Source organism: Mumia spirodelae (assembly GCF_050632745.1).
GTDB lineage: Bacteria > Actinomycetota > Actinomycetes > Propionibacteriales > Nocardioidaceae > Mumia.
The window spans coordinates 155,999-177,486 of record NZ_JBODSD010000003.1 but is presented as its reverse complement, the minus strand read 5'-3'; the positions used below and the strand labels follow the sequence as shown (position 1 = coordinate 177,486).

At 71.6% G+C, this 21,488-nt stretch carries 18 protein-coding genes; 6 read left to right on the top strand and 12 right to left on the bottom strand.

The genetic code is table 11. The features are described 5' to 3' along the window. Positions 1-25 precede the first annotated feature (25 nt). Positions 26-1,483, top strand: a complete 1,458-nt coding sequence (locus tag ACQSSQ_RS16395) for a CCA tRNA nucleotidyltransferase (RefSeq protein WP_431328187.1) — start codon at positions 26-28, stop codon at positions 1,481-1,483. On the opposite strand, the gene ACQSSQ_RS16390 is transcribed toward ACQSSQ_RS16395, so the two are convergent. Then, positions 1,480-2,121, bottom strand: a complete 642-nt coding sequence (locus ACQSSQ_RS16390) for a putative glycolipid-binding domain-containing protein (RefSeq protein WP_431328186.1) — start codon at positions 2,119-2,121, stop codon at positions 1,480-1,482. The genes ACQSSQ_RS16395 and ACQSSQ_RS16390 overlap by 4 nt on opposite strands. Before the next feature lie 135 nt (positions 2,122-2,256). On the opposite strand from ACQSSQ_RS16390, the gene ACQSSQ_RS16385 reads away from it, so the two are divergent. Next, positions 2,257-3,117: a M15 family metallopeptidase gene (locus ACQSSQ_RS16385; RefSeq protein ID WP_431328185.1), complete on the top strand. Its 861-nt coding sequence runs from the start codon at positions 2,257-2,259 to the stop codon at positions 3,115-3,117. An 11-nt stretch (positions 3,118-3,128) separates the two neighbouring features. Here ACQSSQ_RS16385 and ACQSSQ_RS16380 read toward each other — a convergent pair whose 3' ends face one another. The 4 genes from ACQSSQ_RS16380 to ACQSSQ_RS16365 all read right to left on the bottom strand — a co-directional run bounded on the left by ACQSSQ_RS16380 (position 3,129) and on the right by ACQSSQ_RS16365 (position 6,653). Beyond that, entirely contained in the window at positions 3,129-4,253 is a 1,125-nt protein-coding gene (locus ACQSSQ_RS16380; protein WP_431328184.1) for an MFS transporter, read from the bottom strand. A 45-nt stretch (positions 4,254-4,298) separates the two neighbouring features. Then, positions 4,299-4,778, bottom strand: coding sequence for an aromatic ring-opening dioxygenase LigA (locus ACQSSQ_RS16375; RefSeq protein ID WP_431328183.1), 480 nt, complete (start codon positions 4,776-4,778; stop codon positions 4,299-4,301). 132 nt (positions 4,779-4,910) lie between these two features. Beyond that, positions 4,911-6,002 (bottom strand): inositol-3-phosphate synthase, encoded by a 1,092-nt coding sequence (locus ACQSSQ_RS16370; protein ID WP_431328182.1) that lies wholly within the window; start codon positions 6,000-6,002, stop codon positions 4,911-4,913. 42 nt (positions 6,003-6,044) lie between these two features. Beyond that, positions 6,045-6,653 carry a PadR family transcriptional regulator gene (locus ACQSSQ_RS16365; RefSeq protein ID WP_431328181.1) on the bottom strand — a complete coding sequence of 203 codons (609 nt, stop codon included), beginning with the start codon at positions 6,651-6,653 and terminating at the stop codon, positions 6,045-6,047. Between the two features lie 230 nt (positions 6,654-6,883). Here ACQSSQ_RS16365 and ACQSSQ_RS16360 point away from each other — a divergent pair, with 230 nt between their 5' ends. After that, positions 6,884-9,190 carry a transglycosylase domain-containing protein gene (locus ACQSSQ_RS16360; protein WP_431328180.1) on the top strand — a complete coding sequence of 769 codons (2,307 nt, stop codon included), beginning with the start codon at positions 6,884-6,886 and terminating at the stop codon, positions 9,188-9,190. A 2-nt stretch (positions 9,191-9,192) separates the two neighbouring features. Continuing rightward, entirely contained in the window at positions 9,193-10,593 is a 1,401-nt protein-coding gene (locus ACQSSQ_RS16355; RefSeq protein ID WP_431328179.1) for a hypothetical protein, read from the top strand. Here the strand turns inward: ACQSSQ_RS16355 and ACQSSQ_RS16350 are convergent. The 3 genes from ACQSSQ_RS16350 to ACQSSQ_RS16340 are packed head-to-tail and all read right to left on the bottom strand — an operon-like array spanning position 10,590 to position 13,368. After that, positions 10,590-11,390, bottom strand: coding sequence for a sugar phosphate isomerase/epimerase family protein (locus ACQSSQ_RS16350; RefSeq protein ID WP_431328178.1), 801 nt, complete (start codon positions 11,388-11,390; stop codon positions 10,590-10,592). The genes ACQSSQ_RS16355 and ACQSSQ_RS16350 overlap by 4 nt on opposite strands. Continuing rightward, positions 11,387-12,373 (bottom strand): hydroxyacid dehydrogenase, encoded by a 987-nt coding sequence (locus ACQSSQ_RS16345; protein WP_431328177.1) that lies wholly within the window; start codon positions 12,371-12,373, stop codon positions 11,387-11,389. The genes ACQSSQ_RS16350 and ACQSSQ_RS16345 overlap by 4 nt, the downstream gene beginning before the upstream one ends. A gap of 5 nt (positions 12,374-12,378) precedes the next feature. Then, positions 12,379-13,368 carry a helix-turn-helix transcriptional regulator gene (locus tag ACQSSQ_RS16340; protein WP_431328176.1) on the bottom strand — a complete coding sequence of 330 codons (990 nt, stop codon included), beginning with the start codon at positions 13,366-13,368 and terminating at the stop codon, positions 12,379-12,381. 62 nt (positions 13,369-13,430) lie between these two features. Between ACQSSQ_RS16340 and ACQSSQ_RS16335 the strand changes: the two genes are divergently transcribed. Continuing rightward, a complete protein-coding gene (locus tag ACQSSQ_RS16335) occupies positions 13,431-14,567 on the top strand; it encodes an epoxide hydrolase family protein (RefSeq protein ID WP_431328175.1) in 1,137 nt (378 codons plus the stop codon). A gap of 19 nt (positions 14,568-14,586) precedes the next feature. On the opposite strand, the gene ACQSSQ_RS16330 is transcribed toward ACQSSQ_RS16335, so the two are convergent. Together ACQSSQ_RS16330 and ACQSSQ_RS16325 are read right to left on the bottom strand one after the other, a co-directional pair. Further along, the gene (locus tag ACQSSQ_RS16330) at positions 14,587-15,651 is read right to left on the bottom strand and encodes an alanine racemase (protein WP_431328174.1); all 1,065 of its coding nucleotides are present in this window, start codon (positions 15,649-15,651) and stop codon (positions 14,587-14,589) included. Between the two features lie 54 nt (positions 15,652-15,705). Then, positions 15,706-16,848, bottom strand: a complete 1,143-nt coding sequence (locus tag ACQSSQ_RS16325; RefSeq protein ID WP_431328173.1) for a lipid II:glycine glycyltransferase FemX — start codon at positions 16,846-16,848, stop codon at positions 15,706-15,708. 205 nt (positions 16,849-17,053) lie between these two features. On the opposite strand from ACQSSQ_RS16325, the gene ACQSSQ_RS16320 reads away from it, so the two are divergent. Then, complete coding sequence (locus ACQSSQ_RS16320) at positions 17,054-19,807, top strand: DUF6801 domain-containing protein (RefSeq protein WP_431328172.1); 2,754 nt, start codon at positions 17,054-17,056, stop codon at positions 19,805-19,807. Between the two features lie 4 nt (positions 19,808-19,811). Here the strand turns inward: ACQSSQ_RS16320 and ACQSSQ_RS16315 are convergent, their stop codons facing one another. Together ACQSSQ_RS16315 and ACQSSQ_RS16310 are read right to left on the bottom strand one after the other, a co-directional pair. Further along, a complete protein-coding gene (locus tag ACQSSQ_RS16315) occupies positions 19,812-20,303 on the bottom strand; it encodes an HNH endonuclease (protein ID WP_431328171.1) in 492 nt (163 codons plus the stop codon). 98 nt (positions 20,304-20,401) lie between these two features. Further along, positions 20,402-21,400 carry a pirin family protein gene (locus ACQSSQ_RS16310; RefSeq protein WP_431328170.1) on the bottom strand — a complete coding sequence of 333 codons (999 nt, stop codon included), beginning with the start codon at positions 21,398-21,400 and terminating at the stop codon, positions 20,402-20,404. Between the last annotated feature and the right edge of the window lie 88 nt (positions 21,401-21,488).

Sequence of the window (21,488 nt, the reverse complement as noted above, 5' to 3'; positions counted from 1 at the left end):
CGTCCCCCACGTAGAGTGGTGGGTCATGGCCACCGCCTCCCCTTCCCCCACGTTGCGCGATCCCGGCGCCGCTCTCACCGACCTTCTCGGGACCGCTCCGGCGATCGGCGAGCTGGCGGCGCGCTTCGCCGCGTCGGGCCACACCCTGGCACTCGTGGGTGGCCCGGTCCGCGACGCAGTCCTGGGTCGACCCTCCCACGACTGGGACTTCACGACCTCGGCGCGCCCGGAGGTCGTCGAGGGCCTGCTCGACGGGTGGGCGGACACCACGTGGGACGTCGGGCGCGAGTACGGGACGCTGGCCGCGCGCAAGGGCGACCTGCAGGTGGAGATCACGACCTACCGGGACGAGCAGTACGACCCGACCTCACGCAAGCCGCAGGTGAAGTACGGCGACTCCCTGGAGGGCGACCTCTCGCGGCGGGACTTCACCGTGAACGCGATGGCGTACCTGCTCGGCACCGACACCTTCGTCGACCCGTTCGGCGGGCTCGCCGACATCGAGGCCCAGCTGCTGCGGACGCCGGTGGCGGCGACGCAGTCGTTCGACGACGACCCGCTGCGGATGATGCGTGCCGCACGGTTCGTGTCGCAGCTCGGCTTCACGCCGGTCGGCGAGGTGGTCGAGGCGATGACGGCGATGGCCGAGCGGATCACGATCGTGTCGGCCGAGCGGGTCCGCGACGAGCTCGACAAGACGCTGCTCGGTGCGCACCCCCGCCCGGGCCTGACACTCCTGGTCGACACCGGGATCGCGGCGTACGTGCTGCCCGAGCTCCCCGCCCTGCGGCTCGAGCGTGACGAGCACCACCGGCACAAGGACGTCTACGACCACTCGCTGACGGTGCTCGAGCAGGCGATCGCGCTCGAGGAGCGGCTCCCCGGCGGGGGACCCGACCTTGTGACCCGGCTCGCCGCGCTGCTGCACGACATCGGCAAGCCGCGCACCCGCCGCTTCCTCGATGACGGCACCGTGACGTTCCACCACCACGACGTCGTCGGCGCCAAGCTCGCCCGCAAGCGGCTGCGCGCGCTGCGCTACTCCAACGACGTCGTCGACGAGGTCTCGCGGCTGGTCGAGCTGCACCTGCGGTTCCACGGCTACGGCACCGGGGAGTGGACCGACTCCGCCGTACGGCGCTACGTCCGCGACGCCGGTGCCCAGCTGCAGCGCCTGCACGTCCTCACGCGGGCGGACTCGACGACCCGCAACCGGCGCAAGGCGGAGCGGCTCCAGCGCACGTACGACGACCTCGAGCAGCGCATCGCCCAGCTCGCGGAGGCGGAGGAGCTCGACAAGATCCGCCCGGACCTCGACGGCAACCAGATCATGGAGATCCTCGGCATCGGCCCGGGCAAGGTGGTCGGCGACGCGTACCGGTTCCTCCTCGACCTGCGCCTCGACCGCGGACCGCTCGGAGAGGACGTCGCCCGCGAGGCGCTGCTGTCGTGGTGGGCCGCGCGCGACGGCGAGAAGGCCTAGGGTCGCGCCGACGCGACCGTCGCCCGGTACGCGAGCTGCGGGTAGTCGATCACCACTCCGTCGGCGTCGACGGTGAGGTCGCCGACGAAGTCGCGGCTCTCGCTCGCGTAGCGGACGACCGCGTGGCCGCGCTCCTCGTCGTACGCGCTCACGGCGCTGTAGCGCTGCACGCTGCGGGTCACGGTGAGCGACGGCAGGTCCACCCACGCCATGACGTGCGGGACCTCCTCGCCGCCGCTGCGGGCCAGGAGACCGTGGCGCAGCACCGGCATCGTGTTGGTCACCGGGCAGAGCGCGATGTCGCAGTCGAGCGCGCCCGCGACCGAGTCGGGGTCGCCGAGTCCCGGGGCGGCGGCCGGGCCGCCGGCGCCGTGCCGCGCCGACGTGCTCGTCCAGATGCCGTCGGCCCGCTCGAGCGTCAGCGCGCGCAACCACCCCTCTCCGTGCACGCTCACGTCGAGCCGCCGCGTCACCCAGTCCCGGTCGGTCAGCAGCGACCACGCGGCGACGTACGACTCCGCGCGCGAGGTCCCGCGTGCGGCGAGCCGGTCGGTGTCGAGCACGAGCGTCGCCGACTCGAGGCGGTCGGGGTCGTCCTCAGCACCGGTCCACGTGACGAAACGCGTCGTTCTTCCCACGCCACGACCCTCCCGGGCGGGTGCGCGCGACGCAAGCCGAGGACGCGGATCGTGACCCAAGCCGACCGAGTCGTGGCCGAACGGGACACGGCGTCGCTATCGTGACGTCCGCGGGGGACACGCGAGAGGACCACGGTGGCCGGACGGCATGCTGCTCCGACCCGTGCCGAGACTGCGACCCCGCACGCCGGCACGGACGTCGTCGTGCCTGGACGCCGGCCCACACCGCCGGGTGGGCGCCGCGCCACGAAGAAGCCGGCCCGAGCTCCCAAGTCCTCGCGCGCCACCGCTCGCGACACTCCTCGCCGTCCCCGACGTCCTCGGCTCCGCAGGATCGCCCTGACCCTCGTCCTCGTCGCCGTGGTCGCCGGCGCGGTGCCCGTCGTACGCCACGTCCAGCAGGAGCGGCAGGCGGCCGCGGAGGCTGCCGCGCTCGCCCGAGCCGTCACGGCGGAGTCCGAGCGGCGGACGAGGGCGGAGGACTCCCAGCTCCGGACCAGCCGCAGCCTCACCGCCGCCGGCCGTGCCGTGGCCGAGCGGATGAAGATCCTCGCCGACTGCGACTCGGGCGGCGACCAGCCTTCCGGTCCCAACGGACGACTGCCCGCCTCGGCGCTGTGCGCGATCCCGGGTTCGGGGATCGAGCTCCGGGCGGACGCGGCCGAGGCATGGGCGAGCCTCCAGGAGGGCTTCAAGGAGGCGTTCGGCCGCTACCCGTGCGTGAACAACGGCTACCGCAGCTACGCGCAGCAGGCCAAGATGCACGCCGCGAACCCAGGCATGGTCGCGCCCCCGGGCACCAGCAACCACGGCCTCGGGCTCGCGCTCGACCTCTGCACCGCCAGCGACGGCGTCGCGGGGTCGAGCGCGTGGGACTGGATGGACGCCCACGCCCCGGAGTACGGGTGGGCGCTCCCGTCGTGGGCCCGACCCGGCGGCTCGCGCCCGGAACCATGGCACTGGGAGTACGTGGCCTCCGGCGACCGCGTCTCCTGACCCGGCTCGCGTCAGACCAGCACGAGGGCAGCGGCGGCGCCGGCGACGTACGCCACGTTGTTGAGGACGTCGTACAAGACGAAGGTGCGTCCGAGGTAGGCCTCGTCGACGCCGCGCTGCACCGTGGTGTCGGTGCGGATCTTCCAGACCTGGTGGACGGCCCCGAACGCGAACGCCTGCACCCACCAGGCACCGACGGACCCGCCGCCGAGCGCGGCCACGGCGACGAGCAGGGCGCCGCCGACGCCCGTCCAGCGCGCCCAGCGCCGGACCGTGAGGCGCCGCGCGGCCCACGGCGTCGCGACCGTGCCGACGACGAAACCCACGGCGACGCCGCTGGCGACGACCGCGGCGCCCGCGTCGTCGTCCACCCCGGCCGTCGCGGCGAACGCCAGCAGCGTGAAGGCGCCGTAGGCGACGCGCAGCCCTCCGAACGCGAGCAGCGCCCCTGCCACCCGCCGACGCGCGCTGAGGTGGACGAGGGCCGCCCACAGGTCCCGGACGACGTCGAGGGCGTGGGGCGGACGGGTCCCGGCATCCGGCCCCAGGGTGTCACGGGAGAAGCCGCGCGCGAGGAGGGCGGAGACCACGCACGCGAGCGCGGCGGCGGCGAGGATCACCGGGGACCGCCCGCCGGAGGCGAGCACGAGCGCACCGGTCCCGACACCGAGGGCGTGCGCCACGGCGCCTGCGGTCGGGCTTGCGGTGTTCGCGTCGACCAGGCGGCCCGCGGGCACCACGTGGGTCACGCTCGCCGACAGCCCGGCGAGGACGAGACGGGCGAGGCCCAGCGCGACGAGCACCAGGACGTACACGGGCCAGCCCGCCGACTCCGAGGTCGCCAGGGCGATCGCGCCGACGGCGGCGACCACGACGGCACGGACCGACTGGGCGACCACGAGGATCGTGCGCCGCGGCCACCGGTCGAGCACCAGGGACACGAACGGGGCGAGGGCGCTGAACGGCAGCAGCACGAGGACGAGGACCAGCACGAAGCGGCCGGGCGAGCGCTGCGCCTCGGGGGAGAGCAGCACGAGCCACGCGAGCCCGGCCTGGAAGAAGCCGTCACCGAGCTGCGCGACGAGCCGGACGCCGAGCAGCCTGACGAAGCCCCGGGTCCACAGCGTCGTGCGCACCGGGTCACTATCGCAACCGCGCCCCGCGGCGCGGACGCAGGTCGGCTAGACGGTCCCGGCCGGAGCGGGCTCCGTCTCCGCCGTGGTGGTCCCACGGCGCGGTGAGAGACGGATCAGCGCCCACCCGATCAGCAGGCAGACGATGCCGAGGCCGACCACGAGGGCGGCCACCCCGAACGCGACGACCGAGGTGAACAGCGACGCCCGGAGGAACGACGCGTTCATCACGACGTCGCGACGCGGGTCGTCCTGCGGAAGCTCGGCGTACGTGTTGCCGTCCGCGGCCTCCTCGGCGTGCTTCTTGATGATGTCGGCCTGCCAGTAGGCCGACCAGGGTCCGTTGACGTCGTCTCCGGCGGCGAAGCGCGCGTCGTCGGAGACCACGATCTTCTCGTCGGCCAGGGTCTGGCTGACGATGACGTACGTCGTCGCGCCGGCGATGACCATCACCACGCCGGCGATGGCGACGAGGATGCCCAGCGCCTTCGCGGAGCGCCGCCCGGCGGTCTCGTTGCTCGTGCTCATCGTTGTCCTCCACGTCGGTGGGTCCCGAGAGAGTGGCAGCAACAACGTAGCGGTGCTTGGACCAACGCGCCCGGTACGCACGACGCCCCGCCGACGGGTGTCGGCGGGGCGTCGTGAAGACGGGGTGCTGGGTCAGCGCTCCTCGTCACCTGCGATGAACGCCTCGAGCTTGGCCCGGCCCAGCTCGTCAGGGCGCTGCACCGGCGGGGACTTCATCAGGTACGACGACGCCGAGATCAGCGCGCCGCCGATGCCGCGGTCCTTGGCGATCTTGGCCGCACGGATGGCGTCGATGATGATGCCGGCCGAGTTCGGGGAGTCCCAGACCTCGAGCTTGTACTCCAGGTTGAGGGGGACGTCGCCGAACGCGCGGCCCTCGAGACGGACGTACGCCCACTTGCGGTCGTCGAGCCACTGGACGTAGTCCGACGGGCCGATGTGGACGTTCTTGTCCTCGATCTTGCCCGCGAGCGGACCGTTGAGGTTCGACGTGACGGCCTGGGTCTTCGAGACCTTCTTGGACTCGAGGCGGTCGCGCTCGAGCATGTTCTTGAAGTCCATGTTGCCGCCGACGTTGAGCTGGTAGGTCCGGTCGAGCGTGACGCCCCGGTCCTCGAACAGCTTGGCCATCACGCGGTGGGTGATGGTGGCGCCGACCTGGCTCTTGATGTCGTCGCCGACGATCGGGACACCGGCGTCCTCGAACTTCTTGGCCCACTCGGGGTCGGAGGCGATGAAGACGGGCAGCGCGTTGACGAACGCCACGCCGGCGTCGATCGCGCACTGCGCGTAGAACTTGTCCGCCTGCTCCGAGCCCACCGGCAGGTAGGACACGAGCACGTCGGCCCCGGTGTCCTTGAGGACCTGCACGACGTCGACCGGCTCGGCGTCCGACTGCTCGATGGTCTCGAGGTAGTACTTGCCGAGGCCGTCGAGCGTGTGGCCGCGCTGCACCGTCACGCCGAGCGGCGGGACGTCGCAGATCTTGATCGTGTTGTTCTCGCTGGCCTGCGTGGCCTCGGCGAGGTCGAACCCGACCTTCTTGGCGTCGACGTCGAACGCGGCGACGAACTCGACGTCCTTCACGTGGTAGTCACCGAACTGGACGTGCATGAGACCGGGCACGGTGCCCTCGGGGTCCGCGTCCTTGTAGTACTCGACGCCCTGGATCAGAGACGTGGCGCAGTTGCCGACACCCACGATCGCTACGCGTACCGAACCCATGGGGTTCCTCCTCCTCGGGGTCACGCGACCCCGTCTCTCGTCCTATCCACCCTGGTGGGGTGGGTTGTTGGTGTTCGCCTGTCCCTGCGGGTCGTCGCCCGGCTGTCGTCCGGAACGCTCCGCGTCGATCAGCCCTGTCAGCCAGCGCACCTCGCGCTCGACCGACTCCAGGCCGTGGCGCTGCAGCTCCAACGTGTAGGCGTCCAGGCGCTCGCGACGCTTCTGCGCCGCGGTGCGGACACGCTCGAGCCGCTCCTCGAGGCGACTCCGTCGTCCCTCGAGGATGCGCACACGAGTCCGGGAGTCCGTGTGCGAGAAGAACGCGAAGTGGATGCCGAAGTTCTCGTCCTCCCAGGACGAGGGGCCGGGAGCCGCCAGCAGGTCGGCGAAGTGCTCCTTGCCCTCGGCGGTGAGCCGGTAGACGATCTTGCCCCGTCGTCCCCGGGCCGCCGGCGTGTCGGCGGGCTCGTCCGCGACGATGTAGCCCTTCTTGCCGAGCGCCTTCAGGCAGGGGTAGAGCGTGCCGTAGGACAGCACCCGCGACCAGCCCAGCAGGGCGTTGAGCTCCTTGCGCAGCTCGTAGCCGTGCATGGGCGTGTCGTGGAGCAGCCCGAGCACGGCGAACTCGAGTGCAGCACCGCGCCTGGCCACGACGACCCCCTTCACGTTCTCGTCGACGAGCGGGTCAGCCTGCCGACTGGATATATCGTTGCGATACATCGAAACGTTGTCAACTACGCCACTTCTCGGTGGTGGGGTTTTGGATCGACCTCCGGATTCGGCACACTTGCTCGATAGGTCGTGTCTCGTACACGGCCCTGCAGGCCTGCCCGTCCACCGGGCCGGCTCCCCCCGGCAGCAAGACCAGAGGAGTACGACGCGTGGCGGACCAGTCGCACGGCGGACCCGTGACCCCACGCTCGAGGAAGGCCACGCGCAAGGCTGATTCCTCGGCGGGCGGTTCCCGTTCCCGCAAGGCCGAGAAGCCAGGCAAGGGCGACAAGCCCCGCAAGCCGCTCTGGCGCCGCGTCGTCAAGTGGGGCCTCATCACCGGCGTCGTGCTGTTCGTGCTCGGTGTCGCCGGCCTCTTCTTCGCCTACCGCGCGGTGTCCATCCCCGACGCGAACGCGGAGTTCCTCACGCAGACCACGAAGGTCTACTACTCCGACGGCAAGCACAAGATCGGCGACTTCCAGACCCAGAACCGCACCTCGATCGACTTCGAGGAGATGCCGGAGACGATCAAGTCGGCCGTCATCGCGGCGGAGGACCGCAGCTTCTACACGAACCAGGGCCTGGACTTCAAGGGCATCGCCCGCGCCCTGCGCGACAACGCGACCTCGGAGTCGACCTCAGGTGGTTCGACGATCACCCAGCAGTACGTCAAGGTCCTCTACCTGACGCAGGAGCGCACCTGGAGCCGCAAGGCCAAGGAGGCGTTCCTCTCGATCAAGGTGCACAACCAGATGTCGAAGGAGGAGATCCTCGAGGGTTACCTCAACACGATCTACTTCGGCAACGGGGCGTACGGCGTCGAGGCGGCGTCGCAGACCTACTTCGGCCACAAGGCGGCCAAGCTCACCGTCCCGGAGGCGGCGATGCTCGCCTCGGTGATCAACAACCCCAGCGCCTTCGACCCGTACGACGACGGTGACCACGACCGTCTGATGTCGCGCTACACCTACGTCCTGGACGGCATGGAGAAGTCCGGCGCGATCACCGCCGACGAGTACGCCGCCTACTCCGCCGCGCTCCCGAAGGTCAAGAAGCAGTCGCAGTCGAACCGCTTCGGCGGCAGCAAGGGCTTCCTGCTGCGCGTGACCGAGCAGCAGCTCCAGAAGGAGGGCTACAGCGACGCGGAGATCACCGGCGGTGGTCTCAAGGTCATCACCACGTTCGACTACGAGGCGCAGAAGGCTGCCGTCGAGTCGGTCAAGGAGATGAAGCCCGAGGGCCTCAAGCAGCTCAACGTCGCGCTGTCCGCGGTCGACCCCGAGACCGGCGCGCTCCGCGCGATGTACGGCGGCCCCAACTACCTCAAGAGCCAGCTCAACTGGGCGATGCTCGGGTCGCAGCCGGGCTCGTCCTTCAAGCCGTTCGCGGTGGCGGCGGCCCTCAGCGACGGCTACAGCCTCAAGACCAACCTCAACGGCTCGTCGCCGCTGCGCCTCGACGGTGGCGCCGAGATCGAGAACCAGGGCGACTCCGGCGGTCGCTCGTTCGGTCCGGTGTCCCTCGAGTACGCGACGCAGGAGTCGGTCAACACCGCCTTCGTCGACCTGACGTACGACATCATGGACGACGGCGGCCAGAAGACGATCGACGCCGCCCGCAAGGCGGGCATCTCCGCCGCGGCCGCGAAGCGGTACGACCCGAGCGTGGCCGTCGTCTCCCTCGGCTACGCGCCGGTGCCCAACGTCGACATGGCGGCGGCGTACGCGACGTTCGCCAACAAGGGCAAGCAGAACGACTGGTACGTCATCGAGCGCGTCGTCGACCGCAGCGGCGAGGACCTCCTCCGTCACAAGGTCAAGCCGAAGCAGGCCTTCTCCGAGGCCGTCTCGGCCGACGTGACCAAGGCGCTGCAGGACGTGGTGCGCTCGGGCAGCGGGACCAACGCCCGCACGATGTGCCCGACCGCCGGCAAGACCGGCACGGCAACCTTCCAGAAGGTCAAGGACGGCGAGGAGGTCGGCAGCGCGCACGTGTCGAGCTCGTGGTTCGTCGGCTTCACGCCCAAGCTGGCCACGGCCGTGATGTACGTCCGCGGCAAGAACGGCAACGAGGCCCTCAACGGCTACATGCCGACCTTCTACGGCGGCCAGTACCCCGCGAAGACCTTCAGCACCTTCATGAACAAGGTGCTCGACGGCGACGACTGCGGCGAGTTCCCGCCCGCGGCCAACATCAAGTCGACCAAGGGCAAGACCTTCACCCCGCCGACGTCGGAGCCGACGGAGACCGAGAAGCCGAAGAAGGAGCGCCCGAGCAAGTCGCCCAAGCCGGGCCGCCCGACCTTCACGCCGCCGACGTTCCCGACCGAGCCGACCGAGCCCACGGAGCCGACCGAGCCGACCGAGCCGACGTTCCCGACCGAGCCGACCCCGACCGAGGACACCGGCGGGCCGGGCAACGGCGGAGGGCCGGGCAACGGTGGCGGTGGCGGCGGCGGCGTAGCCGGCGACTGATCGTGGCGCGACCGGCGCGGAGCCGCGTCCGCCCCAACCAGTGGTGGACGCCGCTGCGGGTGCTCCTCGCGACGGCGGTGCTGGTCGGGACCCTGGGGCTGGTCAGCAAGACCTCGTGCGCCGCGGCCGACGGGCACCGGTGGTTCTCGACGAGCCCGGTGCCGGCCGGAGCGTCGTACGCGCGCCTGTGCGCGAGCGAGCTCCCCGGTGAGTACGCGTCCACCGGCCTCGCGGAGGGCGTGCTTCCGTGGTCGGACGACGGCGGACGCTGGCCGGTCAACGCGGTGCCGTTGCCGATCGGGCTCCTGCAGTACGCCGCAGGATCCGTCGTCCTGCTGGTGACCCAGCCGGACGTCGACGCCCGGCCCGCCCACGACCCGGCCGTCGTCGCGCAGGACCGAGAGGTCCGGCGGGAGGCGGTCGCCTACACGGGTCTGGTCGCGCTCGGGTCGCTCCTCGCCCTCCTGCTCGCCCTGGTCGCGTTCGCCCGCGCAGCAGTCCGGTCCCGCCGGCACGACACCCTGCGTCCGTGGCCGGCCTGGCCGGACCCGGTCCTCGCCCTGATGCCCCTGGCCGCGTCGCCGGTCGTCGCGGTCCTCCTCGGGGTGGGCTGGGACATGGTCGGCGTCGCCTTGGTGGCGTTCGGCCTCGCGCTGTGGACGGCCGGGCGTGCCCGCACCGCCGGGGTGGTGCTCGGAGTCGCCGTGCTCACCGCCTGGTGGCCGGCGGTCGTCCTCGTCTCCCTGGTCGCGACTGCGCTGCTCCGGCACGCGCGCGCGGCCGGTCGGCTGCTCGTGGGAGCGGTCGCGACCGTCGTGGTCGGCGGACTGGTCGCGTACGTCGCCACGTCGGGCGACGCGGTGACCGAGGTGCTGCGCCGCTGGCTCTACCGCGAGGACGGGGTCGGCTCGATCTGGGCCGCGCTGCGCGAGCTGGGCGCCGACCCGTCGACCGTGACCGTCGCCGCCGTCGTCATCGGGGTCTCGGCCTTCGCCGCCTCGCTCACCTTCGTCTACGCCGCGCGGTCGGGCGACGTCGCGCAGACGTCGCGCTACGCGTTCGTGCTGCTGGCCGCGCTGCTGCTGGTCGGCACGACGTACGCGCCCGGGTACGCGCTGTGGCTCCTCCCGCTCGCCGTGCTCGCGCACCCCGTGTGGCGCGACCTCCTGTGGTGGCAGGCGGCCGAGGTCTTCCTCGTCGTGGCGACCTGGTGGCACCTCGGTCAGTCGACGCTCCCGGTCGGCGAGTCACCCGACCTCGTCTACGTCGCGGCGATCGGCCTCCACGTCGTCGCGACCGTCTGGCTCGCCGCGCGGATGCAGCTCGCCGCCGCCCGCCGCGAGGTGCCCGGGTCACCGGAGTCTCCAGCACCCCTTCTCGCGGGCTCGCGCGGCACGCCTTAGCGAGCCGGCCCCCGCCCCTCAGTGGCGCCGTCGATCCACCCCCGCAGCGTCGCCGCCTCCGTCGGCAGCACAGACGCGTCGTCGTCGGGGACGAACTCGAGCAGCAGGTCGAGCCCACGACCGGTCGACGCGAGGACAGCCATGACCCGGGTCCACAGGTCCGCCCGGTCGGCGAGCGGGAGCCGGGCGATCCCGGGCCACCACGAGAACACGTGCACGGCGCGGACGTACGGCAGCAGCGCCTCCAACCCGGCGACGGCGACGTCCGTGGTCTCGCCGACGCGAGGCTGCCAGTAGGTGCCCACGTTCGGGCGGTCCACCGCGGCGAGCAGGTCGAGCGTCGAGGCCGGGGTGTCGGCGAGGGTCCTGTCGTGGTGCTCGAACGCGATCTCGAGTCCGAGCGTCGCCGCGCGGTCGGCGAGCGTGCGGACGTCGCGCACGACGGCCTCGCGGACCGGTGCGTCCGTGACGTCGGAGCCTGCGACGCCCGCCCATACGCGCACCCGGTGACAACCGAGGGCGTCCGCGGCACGGAGCGCCGCCTCACCCTCGGCGAGGGACGAGGTGCCGGCACGCCAGTACGAGCCGTACGACGCGATGCCCACGCCGTAGTGGCGCGAGGCGTCGGCGATCGTGGCCAACCCGGCCGGGGAGTGAGCGGGAGCATGGACGTCGGCCCCCCACTCGATCGTCTCCAGCCCTGCCGCGGCGGCGAGCGCGATCACCTCCTCGGCCGGGAGGTGGCGCAAGGTCACCGAGCACAACCCCGGACGCAGCGCCGTGCCCGGGGGGCTCACGCGCTGGTCTCCAGCGCCGCCGCGCTCACCGGGCGCACCGGCGGTCGACCTTCGACGAAGGCGCGCACCTCCTCGACCGCGGCCCGTCCCAGCCGCAGCAGCTCCCGACCCTGGGAACCGGCCACGTGGGGTGTCAGCGTGACGTTGGGAAGGTCCCACAGAGGGTCGTCGGCCGGCAGCGGCTCGGGATCGGTGACGTCGAGGATCGCCTTGAGCCTGCCGGCGGTCAGCTCCGCACGCAGCGGGTCGTGGTCGACCACCGGCCCTCGAGCCGTGTTGATCAGGGTCGCACCGTCGGGCATCAGGGCGAGCAGCCGCCGGTCGACCAGGTGGTGCGTCGCGGGGAGCAGGGGTGCGTGCACCGAGACCACGTCCGACCGGCTGAACAGGTCGTCGAGCGAGACCAGCTCCGCACCGAGCGCCTCGGCGGCGTCCGCATCGATGGTCGGGTCGGCGACCAGGACGTGCACGTCGAGAAGGTCGAGCATCGCGAGGAGGGCACGCCCGGTCGCGGACGCGCCGAGAACCCCGACCGTGGTCCGGTAGTTCCCCGTGATCGTCGGGTCTGTCGTCAGGTCCGTGGCACGGCGCTGGCGGGAGAACCGCTCAGCGAGAGGCAGGACGCTCTTGCCCGCCCACACGACCGCGGCGAACGCGAACTCGGCGACCGGGCGGGCGTTGAGCGCGGCGCCGCTGGTGATCCGCAGGTCACGCTCCCAGACCCCGGCGCCGGCGATGGCCTTCACCGATCCCGCCGCGTGGACGACCGCGCGCAGCCGGGGGAGCGCGGTGAGCGCTGCGTCGTCGATCGGCGGGCAGCCCCACGACGTCACCAGCAGCTCGACGTCGGTCGCCGTGGGCGTGTCGAAGGTCTCCAGGACGGTTTCGGTCTCGATGTCGACCAGATCGCGCAGCTCCTGGAGCAGCCCGTCGTCGAAGAACCGGTGCTGGAGGCCAGGTGTCATCGCGAACGCTGCCTTCACGGGCGTCATTCTCCCTCGCCCGTAGGGGCGACGGCGGCCGCGGGGCCCGCGGCGGCCGCGGCGTACCGGCGCCCGAGGAGCCGGACCTGCTCGACGAGCTCGGGCGGCGAGTCGACCTGGAAGTCGAGCCCGAGCATCCCGATGTACACGGCGATGATCTCGACGCTGTCCCCACCGGTGACGAGCACGCACGTCTCGTCGTCGATCGCCTCCACGACACCGACGGCGTCGTTGATGCGGGCTCGGACCTCGTCGGCCGGCGCGGCGACCGTGATGCGCGTGTGGACCGACCAGCCTGCCGAGGCCACCTCCCGGACGACGAACGTGATGTAGTCCTCCTCCTCCATCGGCCGCGGGGTGTAGCGCGGCTGCGGCATCCCGTTGAGCTCCGCCCAGTCGATGCGCAGCGCGCGCCAGGTGCCGGACGAGGCCTCGCGGGCGACCAGGTACCAGCGTCGCTGCCACGTGATCACCCGGTACGGCTCGACGTCCAGCCGCGCCCCCTCGTACTCCATGCGGAGCTGCTCGTGGTCGCGGATCGCATCGGCGATCCGGGCCAGGGTGTCGTGGCTGATCTCGGGGTCCTCGACGTTGCTGTCGGTGTTCACCGGGCCCGCGCTCACGGTCTGGGTGACCGCCTCGACCCGTCGCCTCAGGTGGTGCGGCAGGACCTGCTCGAGCTTGGCGAGGGCGCTGGCACTGCTCTCCTCGATCCCGGCGACGCCGGTCGCCGCCCGTAGCCCGATCGCGACGGCGACGGCCTCGGCGTCGTCGAGCAGGAGGGGCGGCAGCTTGGCGCCGGGACCGAGCCGGTAGCCGCCGGCGGGGCCGCGGACGCCCTCGATCGGGTAGCCGAGCTGGCGGAGGCGCTCGACGTCGTTGCGCACCGTGCGGGCGGTGACGCCGAGCCGTTCGGCGAGTGCGGGACCGGACCATGCAGGCCGTGACTGCAGGACCGAGAGGAGGGCGAGGAGTCTGGCGGACGTCTCCAACATTTCTCGGATATTGCCAGATGAAGCGGAACGGAACCTGCCGGAATGCTTCGTACCGTCCTTTCATGAACACACACGAGAGCACCAGCATCCGACCGTTCCGGATCGACGTCCCGCAGGCCGACCTCGACGATCTCGCCGAGCGCATCAGCCGCACCCGCCTCCCGCAGGCCGTACCGGGCGACGACTGGGACTACGGCGTCCCGAACGCCTACCTGGGCGAGGTCCTCGAGCACTGGCGCACCGGCTTCGACTGGCGCGCGGTCGAGGCCCGCCTCAACGCCTACGACCAGTTCCTCACCGAGATCGACGGTCAGACCATCCACTTCCTGCACGTGCGGTCAGCCGAGGAGAACGCGACGCCGCTCCTGCTGGCCCACTCCTACCCGGGCTCGGTGATCGACTTCATCGAGATGATCGACCCGCTGGTCGACCCGGTCGCGCACGGCGGCCGTGCCGAGGACGCCTTCGACGTCGTCGTCCCCTCGATGCCGGGATTCGGCTACAGCATCCCGGTGGTCGACCGCGGCTGGACGATGGCACGGGTCGCCGCAGCGTACGACGTGCTCATGCGCCGTCTCGGCTACGACTCGTACGGGATCCACGGCAGCGACGGCGGGGCGATGGTCTCCCGCGAGCTCGGCCTGACGGAGCCGGAGGGCTTCCTGGGGATGCACGTCCTGCAGCTCTTCTCGTTCCCGTCGGGCGCTCCCGGCGAGATGGACGGCTTCGGGCCCAAGGAGTACGCGGCGCTCGAGCACCTGCAGTGGTTCCAGTCGGTCGGCGGCTACAACGCGATCAACGCCTCGCGCCCGCAGACCGTCGCGGTCGGCGTCTCCGACTCGCCGGCCGGCCAGCTGGCGTGGAACGAGCTCTTCATGTCGTTCGGCAACGGCACCAGCCTGCTGACGACCGACCAGATCCTCGCCGAGGTCACGCTGGAGTGGTTCACGAACACCTCCGCGACGGCCGGCCGCTACCACCTCGAGGAGGCGCGGCGCGACGCGAAGCCCGAGGTCAACCACGCGCGGACCGGGGTCGTGGTGTTCGCCGACGACTTCAAGACGATCCGCCCGCTCGCCGAGCGCGACAACGACAACATCGTGCACTGGACCGAGTTCGCCGAGGGCGGTCACTACGCGATGCTGGAGAAGCCGCAGGAGATCGTGGAGGACCTGCGGACCTTCTTCGCCAGCGCCTGACGGGCGGTCCCGTCCCGGCCTAGGGGAGGTCGAGAGCGTCGAAGGTCGTCGTCGTCATCCGGACGTCGACCTCGACCTCCTCCCCGACCCCCGGCACCGCGACGCCGGTCGGGACGAGGATCATGCTCGCCTGCATGTGCGGCGGCTCGACGAACCACCGCTGCTTGCCGGCGATGGTGAACGGGGACAGCGCCAGACCCGCGGCACCGAGACCGCCCTTGGCGACCGACGTGGCGCGCTGCTTGAGCGTGGTCGCCGCGGTCGGCGCTTCGAGCCCGATGCCGTGCGAGGTGCCGCCGGAGACGACGAGCACCGTGCCTCCGACGGGCATCGGACGCTGGCGGTAGCCGATCCGCTCCCCGCGCTCCACGACGTGGGTGTCGATCACGATGCCGGTGACGCGGAACGCCCCGCGGTCCCCGAGCCAGAGGGCGGTGCCGACGCGGGGGCGTACGGCGAGCCCGGGGCGACGCTCGGCCAGCGCGCGGACCTCCCGGTCGCTGAGGTGCGAGACGGTGAACAGCGGGGTCCCCGACACGGCGGGCGCGAGCTTGGACGCCTCGAACGCGGCGGCCCACCGGTCGGCCTCACCGAGGTTGTCCTCCGACAGCGGCAGGTGGATCGAGAACCCGGCCAGCTGCAGGCGTCCCAGCTTGTCGGCCACCGAGGTCAGGGCGTGCCGGTCGACACCGTGGCGCGCCATCGCGGTCTCGCCCTCGACCACGATCCGCGTGCCCTCCGGAGCCTCCGCGCGCAGCGGCTCGAGGTCCTCGACGCGGCTCACGGTGTGGACGACGCGCGGGTCGTACATCCGCTCCGGCCGCACGGTGTCCGCCCAGAACGGGCGCCACGGCGTCAGCACGTGGACGTCGCCACCGAAGCGGGGGAGGACGTCGACGAGCTCGGCGTACGTGCCGACTGCGACCGTGTCCGCACCGAGCCAGTCCGCCCGCCGGGCCAGGGACCGGTTGCCGAAGCCGTAGCCGTTGCCCTTGATCACAGGGATGATGCCGTCGTACAGCTCGGCGGTCCCGCGCAGGTGCGCGCGCCAGCGTTCTCCGTCGACGTGGAGGGTGAGCGTCATGGTCAGCCAATCCCTTTCCGCATGTGCAACGCCTCTTTCCGCATCTGCACAGCCTCAGCGGCGCTTCATGTACTGCTGGAACGCGAGGTAGAGCAGCCGGTTGACCGGGAGGTCCCACTCGCCGGCGTACTCGACGGCCTCGCCGCCGGTGCCGACCTTGAACTGGATGAGACCGACGTGGCTGTCCTCCGGGTCGAGCGTGTCGGTGATCCCTCGCATGTCGTAGACGGTGCAGCCGGCGGCGAGCGCGTCGCGGATCATCTGCCACTGGACCGCGTTGGAGCCGCGGACCTCGCGCTTGGCCGTCGTGGACGCGCCGTAGGAGTACCAGGCGTGCGTGCCGACCCGCACCAGGGTCGTCGCCGCCACCAGGTCGCCCTCGTGGTGCGCCAGGTAGAGCCGCATCCGGTCGGGGTCCTCGCCGTTGAGGGCGTCCCACATCGTCTGGAAGTACGGCAGGGGTCGCGGCGTGAAGTGGTCGCGCTCCGCCGTCTCGGCGTAGATCCGGTGGAAGGCCGCGAGGTCGTCGACGCCCCCGAGGGTCACCTCGACGCCTGCCTTGTCCGCCTTCTTGATGTTGCGGCGCCACAGCTGGTTCATCCCGCGCAGCACCGCGTCCTCCGAGCGCGGCGTGCCGTCGGCGTCGACGAGCGGGACCCAGAAGTTGTACTTCGGCTGACCGGCGGTGAAGCCGCCCTCGCCGACCTGCTCGCGCCAGCCGAGGCGGTGCAGCTCCGACGTGACCGCGAGCGCGCGAGGATCGGTCGCCGCCGCGGGGGCGTCCCCGAGCGTGCGCAGCGCCGGGTCGGCGACCGCCTTCTTGACCGTCGTCGCGTCCCAGCGGCGCAGGACGACCGGCGGCCCCATCCGCACACCGAAGGCGCCCTTGCCCGCGAGGTGCTTGACCATCGGGTCGAGCCAGGCCGAGAGACCGCCCGGACCCTCGACGGCCGCCGCGAAGTCGATGACCGGCCCCTCGGGGAGGTACGCGAGGTACTTCGCGACCTTGGGCAGCTTGCGGTAGAGCACCAGCCCGGCGCCGACGATCTTCGCTCCGTCGAACCAGCCGAGCGACTCAGCCCTCCACTCCGACTTCACCGCCGCCCATGCCGGGGTCTGCAGGAAGCTCGCGGAGGGAAGGGAGGTCAGGTACGCCAGGTGGTCGGCGCTGCTGATCGTGCGGACGGTGAGGGACACGGCCCCGAGGCTACCGGAGGGTGTCGGCACGGCCCGAACGGTGACGCGGGGGTGCCGTGTGGTCAACTTCCGAAAGAGTTCACCGGCAGATGTAAATCTGTGTGACACTCAGCACAACACGTGCGTCGGGGCAGTCCGCCCCGACGTTCTACGTTCTCTGGAGGGAGAATCTGTGTCCATCTGGTCACGCCCGCACCCGGGTGCGTTGAGACGCTCCACCGCACTGCTCGCCACGACGGCGCTCGCCGGGGGCACCCTTACCGTCGCGGTGCCCGCGACCGCCGCAGGAGCGGCCGGTCCGGCGTCGGACGACCGTGCGATCGACAAGTCGTACGACTACACCTGCAACGTCGTCGCCGGCGAGGGTGCCGGTGCGATCGACCTGGGCAAGCACGTCGTCGGCGTCCGCGCCCAGGTCGACGTCCCGGAGGCCGCGACGCCGGGCGAGGTCGTGGCGAGCCGCCAGACGACCATCACCCTGACGATGCCCGAGACCCTGCGCAAGGCGACCGTGGTGATGCTGAGCGGCAAGAGCGCCGGGGGCGAGTCGAAGGACGCCGCGGTCGAGATGGAGCTCGGCGGTCAGAAGCAGAGCTTCCCGATCAGCGGGCTCTCGGCTCCCCAGACGCCGATCCCGGCGACCGTGGGAGCGCCCTGGGTCATCCCGACGCAGGGCACGGTGCCCGCCATCACGGTGCCCGACCTCACGGGCACGGCGACGCTGTCCATGCCGGCCGCGTTCACCGTCGAGGCGGTCATCCGCACCGAGCCCTCTCACCTGCCGGCGCCGGTCGACCTGCCGTCCTTCCTGGACTGCGCGGCGCCGGCCGACCGGGTTCTCACCACGATCGACGTCGTCGAGTCCTCGCCGACGCCGGTCGCGAAGGACGTGGCGGCCGGCGAGGTCGGCGTCACGGCGTACGGGTTCGGCCCGAAGGTCCCCGTCACGCTCAAGGCGACGGGAGGGCGTGCTCCGTACACCTTCGCGGTCGTCAGCAAGCCCGCCGGCGCCACCGTCGCGATCGACGGCTCGACCGCGACCCTGTCGACCACCGCGCGCGGCGCCGCGAGCTTCACCTACACCGCCACCGACGCCGACGGCCAGGTGAGCCCGGCGGCCACCGTCACCTACGAGGGCACCAACAACGCGCCTCTCGTGCGCGACCTGCACTTCACGATCGGCAAGGGCAAGGCGCTCGACCTCTGGCCGTACACGCGTGACGACGGCTACCGGTTCTACTTCTGGCAGGACCTCAACGCCACGAAGAAGATGACGTACGGGACGCCGAGCCACGGCACTCTCTCCCCGTTCCTCAACGACGCGGACGTCACGCGCGCGGCCTGGACCCAGTTCGACGAGCTGAAGCGGTTCCCGGCCCTCGGCCACAAGCAGACGTACACGCCCGACCCGAGCTTCGTCGGCACCGACACCTTCACCTACACCGCCGTCGACAACGAGGGCGCGTCGTCCACGGCGACGATCACGGTCGACGTGGTGGAGGAGCAGGCGGTCCGCGGCGTCCTCAACGGCGTCCGCTACAAGTGCCAGCCGCAGGAGCGGGACTTCGCCACGGGTGTGGAGGACGAGGGCTTCAGCGAGCTCCAGAACTACGTCATGGGCGGGTCGATGGCCTTCACCGTCGACACCCGCGCGGACCTGCCGCGCAGCGTCGCCCCCGGTGAGGTCTTCACCCCGGCGCCGACCGGCGTCGACCTGGTGATGCCGCAGGGTCTGGCCGAGCTGCTCGCCGGCGGCGACACGCTGGACGAGATGGGCTTCGCGCAGACCAAGGTCGGTGGCTCGTCGATCGCCTCGGTCCACTTCGAGGAGACGGCCACCGGGCACGCGTACGACTCCCCGCTCCACGGTCTGCAGGCCGAGGACGTGCCGGTGTCGTGGCCCGTCCCGAGCGCCGGCGTGCGCATCCCGACCACGGGGACCCTCGACGCGCTGACCGCCCCCGCGAAGGGCGCGATCAAGGTCTCGGCCCCGCAGCAGATGGCGATCCTGTCCAAGCTGACCCCCGGCATCATGGGTGGGCTGATCCAGAACGTCTGGCTCCAGTGCGACGCGATGCCCGGCCAGGACCTGCACGTCGGCACCGTCTACGTGAAGGGCGACTCGACCACGACCGCCAAGGTCGGTCCTGTCGCGTACGGCGCCGCCCCGGTCGTGGACGTCACCGTCGCGTCGGACAACGCCGCCGAGGGCACCGTCGAGGTGCGTGAGGGCGACAAGGTCGTCGGCACCGGCACGGTCAAGGACGGCAAGGCTCGTGTGACCCTGCCGAAGGCGACGACGGTCGGCACCCACAAGCTCGACGTGGCCTACTCGGGCTTCGACGGCGCGAAGGCGTCGTCGACCACCGCGTCGTACACGGTCGCCAAGGCCGCGTCGACGACGACCGCGACGGCCCGCACCAGCGCGTACGGCACGTCGCCGTCGGTGACCGTGACCGTCCGCACGGCGGCCGGCGCGAAGGGCAAGGTCGAGGTGCGTCGCGGGACGCAGGTCGTCGGCTCGGCGGTCGTGTCCGGCGGACGCGCCACCGTCGCGGTCCGCAAGGGCGCGCTCGCCCCGGGGCGTCACGCCCTGACCGTCGCCTACCTCGGCGACGCCATCAGCGCCGCCTCGTCGGGCCGGGTCGCCGTGACGGTCACCAAGGCGCAGGCCTCGGTCCGCGCGAAGGCGACCCCGGCCAAGATCCGCGCCAAGCGGACCAAGGCGAAGGTCACCGTGCAGGTCACGACGCCCGCGGGCGTCGCGCGCACCGGCAAGGTCGTGGTGACCGTCAACGGCAAGAAGGTCGGTGCGGGCACCGTCCGCGCTGACGGCAAGGTCGTCGTCCGTCTGAAGAAGTTCGCCAAGGCGGGGACGTACCGCGTCAAGGTCGCGTACGCGGGCAACGCGTACGTCGCCGCCAAGACCGTCACCGTGAAGGTGAAGGTCCGCCGATGACCGTCTAGGTCAGCGGCGACCGGTGGGGAACGGCGGGGGTGACCAGCAGGGTCATCCCCGCCTCCGCCGGCGTCCTGTCGCCCTTGCGGTGGTTGCACCGCAGGCAGGCGGCGACGGAGTTCTCCCAGGTGAGCAGCCCGCCGCGGGATCGCGGGAGGATGTGGTCGACCGTCTCGGCGGCGCCACCGCAGTAGCCGCACCGCTGGTCGCGCGCCTTCACCGCCGCCTTGGTGCACAGCGGGTCGCGCGCGTGCAGCCACCGCATCACGACGTAGCGGACGAGGCGGAGGACCTTCGGGACCGGGAAGGGCCCGAACCGCGCCTCCGGGTGGGCCTCCTCGACGACGGCGACCTCGCGCACGAGCATCCGGATGGCGTGTCTCAGGGACACCCGCTGCAGTGGCTCGTAGCTGGCGTTGAGCACCAGAACGGTCCGTTGGCGACGCGTGCCTGTGACGTGGTGGGCCACCACCACGGGCTCGGCGACTGCTGTCATGGTCACCGCCTCTCGGCCGTCGTGCGATCAGCCTAGCCCGTCGTACCAGGCGGGAGCGCGCCGTTAACCCGTGGCGAGGGCGTTTTGTCGCAGGTCGCTCAGCCCGGCGGCTGCTTGCGCGGCTTGAGCCGGGTGTGCGGGAGCTCCGGCGCGGGGAGGACAGAGCCGCCCCAGGTCTCGGGGAACATTCCGTACGCCTCGGTGTCCACGTCGGCACCGCCTGCACCGTCGACCTGCGCCATCCACTCCTGGCGGAACCGCACGATCTCGTCGTGGTCGCGTCCGACGAAGTTCCACCACATCACGATCTCTTCCTCCAGCGGCGCCCCGCCGATGAGGACGACGCGGCCGTCGACGTCACCCGTGCGGAGCACCAGCGTCGTACGCCCGACGGGTCGGTACGCGAGAGCCGCTGGTTCCACGTGGAACCCGTCCACGTCGACCGGACCGAGGTCGACGAGGACCCCGTGCTCGTACGCGGGGTCGAGCGCGAACCGCACCTCGGACCCCGCCGGCAGCGTGATCTCGGCGCCGACCAACGGGGTGAACGTGGTGACTGGTGACGACCCGCCGGCGAACTCGCCCACGAAGGTGCGGACCGTCGCGTCCCCGTGCTGCACGGGCTCGGTGACGAAGTGCTCGAACGCCCGCCCGGTGAAGCGGTCGGAGTCCGGAAGGGCGGTCCACAGCTGGACGCCCTGCAGCGTCGTGGTGTCCGGCGTCGAGAACTCCGAGTGCGCGATGCCGCGGCCGGAGGTCATCAGGTTCACCTCGCCCGGACGGATCCGCTGGACCGATCCCACGGTGTCGCGGTGCTCGACCTCGCCGGTGAACAGCCACGTCACCGTCTGCAGCCCGGTGTGCGGGTGCCCCGGGACCGCCATGCCGCCGGACTCACGGACGTCGTCCGGCCCGTAGTGGTCGGCGAAGCACCAGGCACCGATCAGGGATCGCAGCCGCTGCGGCAGCGTACGGCGTACCGTCATCGCCCGCGGACCGCCCAGCGGGACGAGCCGGGGCTCGAGGAGCTCGACGTCCGGCTCCTCCGACGACGGCGGACAGGTGATCTCCTGCGGGTCGAGCTCGGTGTTGCTCATGTGCCCAGTATCAGGGAGATCCCGGAGACCCGGGATCGTTCGCCAGGGGCAAAACCGATGTCACCGTGTCCCCGGGCTGCCCTAGCGT

Coding starts and splice junctions, on each gene's coding strand:
- ACQSSQ_RS16395 (WP_431328187.1), top strand. CDS start 26: ATGGCCACCGCCTCCCCTTCCCCCACGTTGCGCGATCCCGGCGCCGCT.
- ACQSSQ_RS16375 (WP_431328183.1), bottom strand. CDS start 4,778: ATGAGCACGAGCAACGAGACCGCCGGGCGGCGCTCCGCGAAGGCGCTG.
- ACQSSQ_RS16370 (WP_431328182.1), bottom strand. CDS start 6,002: ATGGGTTCGGTACGCGTAGCGATCGTGGGTGTCGGCAACTGCGCCACG.
- ACQSSQ_RS16340 (WP_431328176.1), bottom strand. CDS start 13,368: ATGTTGGAGACGTCCGCCAGACTCCTCGCCCTCCTCTCGGTCCTGCAG.
- ACQSSQ_RS16335 (WP_431328175.1), top strand. CDS start 13,431: ATGAACACACACGAGAGCACCAGCATCCGACCGTTCCGGATCGACGTC.
- ACQSSQ_RS16330 (WP_431328174.1), bottom strand. CDS start 15,651: ATGACGCTCACCCTCCACGTCGACGGAGAACGCTGGCGCGCGCACCTG.
- ACQSSQ_RS16315 (WP_431328171.1), bottom strand. CDS start 20,303: ATGACAGCAGTCGCCGAGCCCGTGGTGGTGGCCCACCACGTCACAGGC.
- ACQSSQ_RS16310 (WP_431328170.1), bottom strand. CDS start 21,400: ATGAGCAACACCGAGCTCGACCCGCAGGAGATCACCTGTCCGCCGTCG.